General features: G+C 51.1%; 8 protein-coding genes. 5 read left to right on the plus strand and 3 right to left on the minus strand.

All coding sequences use genetic code 11. The features are described 5' to 3' along the window. Window positions 1-287: 4-(cytidine 5'-diphospho)-2-C-methyl-D-erythritol kinase (locus KDK14_RS20035; RefSeq protein ID WP_373691125.1), on the minus strand; the 287-nt coding region annotated here is incomplete at its 3' end. Between the two features lie 195 nt (window positions 288-482). Here KDK14_RS20035 and KDK14_RS20040 point away from each other — a divergent pair. Together KDK14_RS20040 and KDK14_RS20045 are read left to right on the plus strand one after the other, a co-directional pair. Then, window positions 483-800 carry a hypothetical protein gene (locus KDK14_RS20040; protein WP_257266997.1) on the plus strand — a complete coding sequence of 106 codons (318 nt, stop codon included), beginning with the start codon at window positions 483-485 and terminating at the stop codon, window positions 798-800. Window positions 801-1,052: 252 nt separating this feature from the next. After that, window positions 1,053-1,361, plus strand: a complete 309-nt coding sequence (locus KDK14_RS20045) for a hypothetical protein (RefSeq protein WP_257266998.1) — start codon at window positions 1,053-1,055, stop codon at window positions 1,359-1,361. 68 nt (window positions 1,362-1,429) lie between these two features. Here the strand turns inward: KDK14_RS20045 and lolB are convergent, their stop codons facing one another. Beyond that, window positions 1,430-2,053: a lipoprotein insertase outer membrane protein LolB gene (gene lolB, locus KDK14_RS20050; RefSeq protein ID WP_257266999.1), complete on the minus strand. Its 624-nt coding sequence runs from the start codon at window positions 2,051-2,053 to the stop codon at window positions 1,430-1,432. 122 nt (window positions 2,054-2,175) lie between these two features. Further along, window positions 2,176-3,993, minus strand: a complete 1,818-nt coding sequence (locus tag KDK14_RS20055; RefSeq protein WP_257267000.1) for a tetratricopeptide repeat protein — start codon at window positions 3,991-3,993, stop codon at window positions 2,176-2,178. Between the two features lie 527 nt (window positions 3,994-4,520). Between KDK14_RS20055 and hemA the strand changes: the two genes are divergently transcribed. The 3 genes from hemA to prmC are packed head-to-tail and all read left to right on the plus strand — an operon-like array spanning window position 4,521 to window position 7,823. Next, window positions 4,521-5,825, plus strand: coding sequence for a glutamyl-tRNA reductase (gene hemA, locus KDK14_RS20060; protein WP_257267001.1), 1,305 nt, complete (start codon window positions 4,521-4,523; stop codon window positions 5,823-5,825). A gap of 42 nt (window positions 5,826-5,867) precedes the next feature. After that, window positions 5,868-6,953, plus strand: coding sequence for a peptide chain release factor 1 (prfA, locus tag KDK14_RS20065; protein ID WP_257267002.1), 1,086 nt, complete (start codon window positions 5,868-5,870; stop codon window positions 6,951-6,953). A 3-nt stretch (window positions 6,954-6,956) separates the two neighbouring features. After that, on the plus strand, window positions 6,957-7,823 hold the full coding sequence (gene prmC, locus KDK14_RS20070) for a peptide chain release factor N(5)-glutamine methyltransferase (protein ID WP_257267003.1): 867 nt from the start codon (window positions 6,957-6,959) through the stop codon (window positions 7,821-7,823). Window positions 7,824-7,869 lie beyond the last annotated feature (46 nt).

Below are 7,869 nucleotides of genomic sequence, written 5' to 3' on the forward strand. Positions count from 1 at the left end.
CCCATGGGCAGCCGCTTATCAAGATGAATCCTGGCCCCCTGACGACAACCGGTCTCCTGTTGCAGAAGACGTGCAGCCTTGACAATCAGGTTGTCCTCTGGCTCCACCCCTTCAAGATCGCTAACCAGCCCAATGCCTGAATCACTGACGACGATTGTCAGCTGATCACCAAAATCCAGAAACTGAAACAGCGTTTGCAGATTATGATAACCATCAGGTCTACGACCAGTAATATGCAGAAACAGGTTCAATTTGGCCGGCGCTGGCAACACCAATTCTGTCAGCATCTGGAATACTCCAAAATACAATCAGTAATAATGATTCAAAACGTTAATTAAAGCATTGCGACAGAAATAAATAACGTCAGACTGTGAACTTAACAAGGGGAAACCTTGTCTTATAAATTGTCTTATCAATGTGTGGCCCATGACGTCACACTCAACCCTCCACCTCAAAAACCACTCAAAACGAGAATTTTATGTATGAGTTTTGAATTTCAAATGGCAGGGTACGGTGATGCAACATTAGTGCATTGTAGTCATAACGCATTACACATGTTTCATGCAGCAAACCCCAGTGAAGGAATCCAATTTATTTACGGTATGACAGGAGGCCGTGCTGTATACATATTGCAGAATATTTATAACTATATGGTCGACAATCGGGCTGCATTGGAAGCCTCAGATCTGGCACCAGCCAGTGGCTTTGGCAGCTACCATGATAATCTTTATAGAGTTCTAAACAGATTAATAACCATTTCTGACGATTATCCGCAAGGCGTCTGGGAAATAACCTATTGACCCGGGAGTACCGTCTGTCGGTGCCAGGGGCCGGAGCCCTCTGACCCAAAAAAAACGTTTGCCGTTTATGACTGCCATCAGATCTGCAACCCATGAGAAGCAGGCTCTCCTGACAACACCAATCGCGTCTTCAGGAAGACGCCAAACGAACAATAAATAACGCCTGCCTATGGAACGGTGAAATATGGTCTGGCACATATTAGGACTTAATTCTCGATCATTCTCAGAAACCGACCAAATGAGGATTATAAAATGGGTTATGACTTTAAAATGCAAGGGTACGGCCAAGAAACCCAAGTGTATTGTACTTATAACGTATCACCCATGTTTTACGCTGCAAATCCGGGTAAGGGAATCAATGTTATCAACGGCATGAGCGGAGGCCGTGCAGTTATTAAACTGAAGCATATTTACAATTATATGGTGCAAAATAAGGCTGCAATGGAGGCACTGTTCCCGGTAAATGGCTATGGCAGTTACGATGATACCGTCCATAGAGTCCTCGATCGATTAATAGCCATTTCCAAAGCACACCCGGAGGGAATCTGGGAAGTCAACTGACCCGGTAATTTGCCGCCCCTGCCAGGTCCATTGACGCTCGCGGCCCATCAGCAAGAACTGACTGGCAGTTAAAGCTGCCAGCTACTCACCATCAGACTTAATCGAATACCTCCACGGCTCACGACAAAACGAACCGGTAACCGCTGACTGTTGCTCAACCCGTATTGTTGATAGGCAACCACCCAGCCCTGTTGTTCAATCTTTTCAGGGTAGCCAAGGTTATTCAACTGAATCCTGGCGTCATTGCCGGGGGCTGGTAGCCCTCTGACCCAATACCGTAAATTACTTACTGGAAACTGCCACCCGGTCAGGGAATAAAGCAGTATTTCCGGTGACGGACCATAACGGGTTTGATCCGATGCGCTGACCGACACACTCTGCCCATCCCCTGAGATACGGGCAACGGATGCACCGAAGGGGCCATCCAGAGTCAACTTGTATTTATCACCACGCTGTCGCCAGTGAAACGACACAGTCCCTGATTGCCCCGGCACCTTCATGTTAAGGCGCCCGGCAATCTCCCAGGCCTGAATCAGCCCCAAACGCTTCTGATGTCGCTGCCAGCGCTGCTCTTTCTCCTGATCACTAACCTGCCTGTCTGAATCGACCGTTTGCGAGGCACATCCGCCAAGGAAGAAAAAAAATAGAATCAGCAGGATTCTTAAACCAGAAAAATAGTTATCAACACCCATTCCTATTCACACCAAGCTGCTTTTGCGTATTCACCGCACGGTTTTCTGCACAATCACTGAAGGCACGACATTTGCTGTTTGCCAACAATCAATGTTTGCCAATAATCAATGTTTGCCAATAATCAATGTGCAGTGCTGACTGTTTCCGCCTGACTCCCGGAGTCATTCCCTGTGAGTCGGTCCATGGTATCCTTTAAAATCTGACTATCAGGACTTTTCTGCAATGCTTCCGCCCATAGAGACCTGGCAGCCTCTTGCTCTCCTTTCACCCAGAGCACCTCACCCAGGTGAGCAGCAATCTCGGCATCAGGAAGCTGACTGTGGGCCAGTCTCAGATATTTCTCCGCCTGATCAAGGTTTCCGAGGCGAAACTGCAGCCACCCCATACTGTCCAGAATTGCCGGGTCATCGCTGTTCAAGTCATAAGCCTGCAATATAAGTGCTTCAGCCTCTGCAAAGCGGTCGGTTCGGTCAGCAAGGGTATACCCCAGGGCATTCAGTGCCGCAGTATTGTCAGGATCAAACGCCAGAATAGAACGCAGATCCCTCTCCAACCCCTCCAGATCATTGAGTTTTTCATAAACCATTGCTCTTGAATAAAGGAGATTTACCGATTCAGGGCTTGTTTTAAGTGCCCGCTCAAACAATATCAACGCCTTGCTCAGCTGCCGATCATTGACCAGAAGCTCTCCCTCCAACAGGAACAGCGCTTCCATCCGTGCAGGATGGCGATTTCTTGCCTCCTCCACATGGGCCAGCGCCTCCTCCAGTTTATTCTGCCCAACCAGCATGCGGGTCAATGCCACCTGGGCTGCGATAAACTCTTTTCCGGGACCGACAGCAAGATAATGTTCTTTTGCTGCAGAATACTTTTGCTGCTTCTCACTCAAACGCCCAAGATAGTAATGGGCTGTATTGTTCCTCTCACCCAGAGCCAATAGCAGTTCAAAGTACTGCCTGGCTTCCTGCTCCATACCATTTTCTGATGTGACAAGCGCCAAAGACAAGACTATATCACTCTCCCCCGGCGCTCTCTCAAGCAGAATTGCAAACTGTTTTCTGGCCAGATCAAGCTTGCCGACATGGACCAGAACTCTGCCATACAACAATCGCAGCCGGTTTTTATCCGGATGACGCTGAACCGCCTGAGCAAGCATAATTTCGGCTTCAGAATTTCGCTTCAATTTATGTAAAGCCCGCCCTTTTACCATCATGGCAGGCACAAACCCGCGATCTTGACGCAGCAGCTCATTGGCCAGAGTCAGTGCAGATTCAAACTCTCCGGCGTGCTGAAGCAGGATGGCTTTACCGAGCTTCAGCACTGGGTAATCCGGATGAGCCCGGAGCAATCTGTCAAACTGATGTTCAAGACGGCTATCTTTAACCAACTGCTTCTGATCATTACCAGCGACACTGGCGAGTACATCAAAGGCGGGACTCCCGCCCAGGGCAAGCTGTCGGCTCATCTGGACAAAGGCCCTGTCATACTGACCAGCATACACCAGCTCAAGGGCAGACCCGTTAAGTGCATCCGGGTTTTCCGGCTGAAGTTCAACCCACAACAATGAAGCATCCAATGCGGCTTGCCTTGCCCCCAGATAAACTGCCACCTGGTAGGCTCTCTGGGCCACGCCGATATCCCTGGTTTTGTGTGCCTGTTTCAAATAATTGCCCAATGCCAGATCATAACGCTGACGCTGACCACCAATCTCTGCCACCAGCAAATCATAAAGCGTCTCTGCTGCAAAAGGGGTAACAGGCTCATCAGCCCGGGTCTGTGATTGTCCATCCGTTGCAGCGCTATAATCACCTTGCTGAACATGCCTGCTGGCACATCCCGTTAAAAAAACAAAAAAAACAAGAAACAACGTTTTACGGCATTCTCTGAAAACCTCAGCCCCGTCGATGAGATATTCAGCCCCGGCAATCATTCTAATCATGGATGGTATGCCCTTTCCCCTGATTTCCATTAAAAAAAGTGAAGAGAGTTTGCAGTAACACGCTTTCCATTGCAGAATTGATCGGCCGAAACACCCATCAATCCAGCAGCCCCTTAAAGACTCTCACTGGTGAGTCTGACAAGTCGTTGGCCAAATGAAATCGTGTATTTCTGGCTCATGGACAGCCTCCTGAAGCAAGGCAGGAGCAGTTGCCGAGAGTGACTGAACATTTAGTCAGAAAATATGATTTCCTTTGGTTAACTACTTAACTGCGATTGAAGTATCGGACATGTTGAAAAGCCAGAAAAAACATAGCTTCGGCAATCAAGCGCTTTCTGGAAAGAAAGCCATAAGCGGAAAATTTCAGACAGTACCCTTCAATAAGGCATACATCTCTGAAAGCATTTTCAAATATACAACTGAGCTGCATAACTCCCCGTCGAGATGGTTTTGAATAACTCCTGACATGGGTACCGATATGACAGCAAACATATAGTATCAGTGAACCTGACACCAACAGAGGTCTGATGGGGTATATTACCGCCGGTATCAATCACCGGACAGCACCAATCACATTAAGGGAACAGGTCGCCTTTTCTGCAGAGCAGTTGTCCGATGCACTGCAAAGCGTCAGAAGCCACACTGGCATTGCAGAAATTGCCATCCTGTCTACCTGTAACCGTACCGAAATTTACTGTGCCATCGACAATTCCGGGACCGACACAGTCAGGCTTTGCTTTGAAAAATTGATTGACTGGCTGACCTGTTACCATCAGACCAACGGCAAACTACTGACCGAACACAGTTACCTTTTCCACGATGAACAGGCGGTTCGCCATCTGATGCGGGTTGCCTGCGGGCTTGACTCCATGGTGCTTGGCGAACCCCAGATTCTGGGACAATTAAAATCCGCCTACGCCTGTGCACAGGAAGCAGATACCGTCGGCCCGGGCCTGAATCGATTATTTCAGCACAGCTTCACCACGGCCAAACAGATTCGCACAGAAACCGCTATCAACGCACAGCCGGTATCCGTAGCCTATGCCGCTACCCAGCTGGCCAGACAGATTTTTTCTGACCTTGGCGAAAATACCGCATTGCTGATCGGAGCCGGTGAGACCATTGAACTGACCGCCCGACACCTGTGCCAGCAAGGCGTTGCCAATGTCATCGTGGCGAACCGTACCCTGGAGCGGGCCCGGCGCTTAACTGATATTTTTGGCGGAAAGCCCGTCCTGCTCTCGGATCTGCCGCAAATACTCCATGAAAGCGATATTGTGATCAGCTCCACCGCCAGCCCGGTACCGGTGCTGGGCAAAGGAGCGGTTGAAAAGGCCCTGAAGCAGAGAAAACACAAACCCATGTTTATGGTGGATATTGCCGTTCCCAGGGACATTGAACCGGAGGTAAGTGAGCTGGCGGATGTTTTTCTCTACACTGTTGATGACTTGCAGGATGCCATTGAAGACAATCTGCAACAGCGCAAACAGGCAGCCCAACAGGCTGAACGCATGATCGAGGCTGATACCTTTGAATTCATGACCCGCCTGCGGGCGCTGGATGCCGTCAGCCTGTTACGCAAGTATCGCCAGAGCACTGAGGCGATCCGGGACCTGGAGCTGGAGAAAGCACTGCAATGGCTGGCCAGAGGTGCTGCGCCGGAAGAAGTACTGCAACAATTTGCCCGTTCCCTGACCAACAAACTGATGCACCACCCCAGCGTACAGCTGAAAAGCGCTGCTGCAAAAGGGCAGCAGGAAAAGCTGGAGTGGGCCGAGAAGCTGCTGGGCCTGAGTTCCGGCAGTCACTCCGATTCAACTCAGGATGCCTGATGGTATTCTGAAATCACCCTATAGACACCTTTTGCAGACATCATGAAAGAGTCCATTCTCGTCAAACTGGAAAACCTCGGTGAGCGCTTCGAAGAGCTTTCCGCACTGTTGAGTGACCCGGGGGTTATTGGTAACCAGGATCAATTCCGCAAGTTCTCCCGGGAATATGCTGAGCTGGAACCGGTGGTTAAGGCCTACAAAGAGTACGACCAGTTACTCAGCGACAAAGCCGAAGCCGAAGCCATGATGGCAGAAGGTGACCCGGACATGACGGAACTGGCCCGGGAAGAGTTGGCCAGTTGCGAAGAACAGCTGCCAGCGATGGAGAAAAACCTTGAAGTTCTGCTGCTACCCAAAGACCCAAGGGACGGCCTGAACACCTTTCTGGAAATCCGTGCCGGCACGGGCGGCGATGAAGCTGCCATTTTCGCAGGCGACCTGTTCAGGATGTACTCAAGGTATGCTGAAAAACGCGGCTGGCGAATTGAGGTGATCAGTGCCAGCGACGGTGAGCACGGCGGCTACAAAGAGATCATCACCCGGGTGATTGGCAGCGACGTCTACGGTCGAATGAAGTTTGAGTCTGGTGCCCATCGTGTTCAGCGGGTTCCTGAAACAGAATCCCAGGGCAGAATCCACACCTCTGCCTGCACCGTTGCCGTGATGCCAGAGCCCGATGAGCAACAGGCCATTGAGATCCGCAAGGAGGAGCTGCGCATCGACACTTACCGCTCCTCCGGTGCCGGTGGCCAGCACGTCAACACCACCGACTCAGCCATTCGCATCACCCACCTGCCAACTGGTATTGTGGTTGAGTGCCAGGATGAACGTTCGCAGCACAAAAACAGGGCCAAAGCCATGACCTGGCTGGCCGCCAAACTACAGGACGCCCAGGATGCCGCTGCCGCAAAGGAGATCAGCGATACCCGCAAGAGTCTGGTAGGCAGCGGTGACCGTTCTGAGCGTATCCGTACCTATAACTATCCCCAGGGGCGGGTTACTGATCACCGTATCAATCTTACGCTCTATAAATTGCCGGAAATTGTTGAAGGCGAACTGGATCCGGTCATTGACCCCCTGCTGCAGGAGCATCAGGCTGAGCTGTTGGCCAGTCTGGCTGGCGAATAAGTCATGAGCCGCGCCCGGATAGACACCTCTCTGGCAGAAGCATCCCGTATGCTAACTGCCAGCCCTACCCCACGGCTTGATGCGGAGCTACTGCTGGCACATGTGCTTGACCGGCCACGAAGTTATTTTTTTACCTGGCCTGAAACACTGCTAACCCGCGAGCAGCTGGCTCAGTTTGCAAAGCTCATTGATCAGCGCAAAGCAGGACGCCCTATAGCCTATCTGACCGGGCAGCGGGAGTTTTGGAGCCTTCAGCTGAAAGTAACCGAAGCGACCCTGATCCCAAGGCCAGACACCGAACTTCTGGTTGAACTGGCGCTTGGTCTGACAGCTGACCCGGAGTATCAAAACACCCTGTCAAAAATCCGGGTGGCTGACCTGGGAACCGGGACCGGTGCCATAGCCCTTGCCCTGGCAAGGGAACGACCGGACTGGGCTGTGACCGCTATCGACAAAAGCCCGGACGCCCTGGCTGTTGCGGCAGACAATGCGGTTATCAACAATATCCGGAACACGGTATTTGTTGAGGGTTCATGGTGTTCACCACTGGCTGGAGGCTCAATGGATATGATCGTCAGCAACCCTCCCTACATTTGCAGCAATGACCCGCACCTGAAAGAAGGCGATGTTCGTTATGAGCCCCTGTCAGCGCTGGTCTCCGGAGTGGATGGACTGGACGATATTCGCAGGATTGCCGAACAATCACTGCCATGCCTGAGACCCGGAGGATGGCTCCTGTTAGAACACGGCTATAACCAGGGCCGTCCCGTTTGGACAATTCTTTCCCGGGCAGGCTTCACTCACATTCATACAGAAACTGATCTGGCCGGTCATGACCGCGTGACCCTTGCCCGCAAACCGGCTACCTGAAATACCAATACTGCTACTACTTCATTTATTCGCAATTGAAGCGTGA

The sequence above is a fragment of the Endozoicomonas sp. ONNA2 genome (genome assembly GCF_024606365.1).
GTDB lineage: Bacteria > Pseudomonadota > Gammaproteobacteria > Pseudomonadales > Endozoicomonadaceae > Endozoicomonas.

Excerpts from the sequence above, each read along its gene's own strand:
- KDK14_RS20040 (WP_257266997.1), top strand. The coding sequence starts at position 483 with ATGAGTTTTGAATTTCAAATGGCAGGGTACGGTGATGCAACATTAGTG.
- KDK14_RS20045 (WP_257266998.1), top strand. The coding sequence starts at position 1,053 with ATGGGTTATGACTTTAAAATGCAAGGGTACGGCCAAGAAACCCAAGTG.
- lolB (WP_257266999.1), bottom strand. The coding sequence starts at position 2,053 with ATGGGTGTTGATAACTATTTTTCTGGTTTAAGAATCCTGCTGATTCTA.
- KDK14_RS20055 (WP_257267000.1), bottom strand. The coding sequence starts at position 3,993 with ATGATTAGAATGATTGCCGGGGCTGAATATCTCATCGACGGGGCTGAG.
- hemA (WP_257267001.1), top strand. The coding sequence starts at position 4,521 with ATGGGGTATATTACCGCCGGTATCAATCACCGGACAGCACCAATCACA.
- prfA (WP_257267002.1), top strand. The coding sequence starts at position 5,868 with ATGAAAGAGTCCATTCTCGTCAAACTGGAAAACCTCGGTGAGCGCTTC.
- prmC (WP_257267003.1), top strand. The coding sequence starts at position 6,957 with ATGAGCCGCGCCCGGATAGACACCTCTCTGGCAGAAGCATCCCGTATG.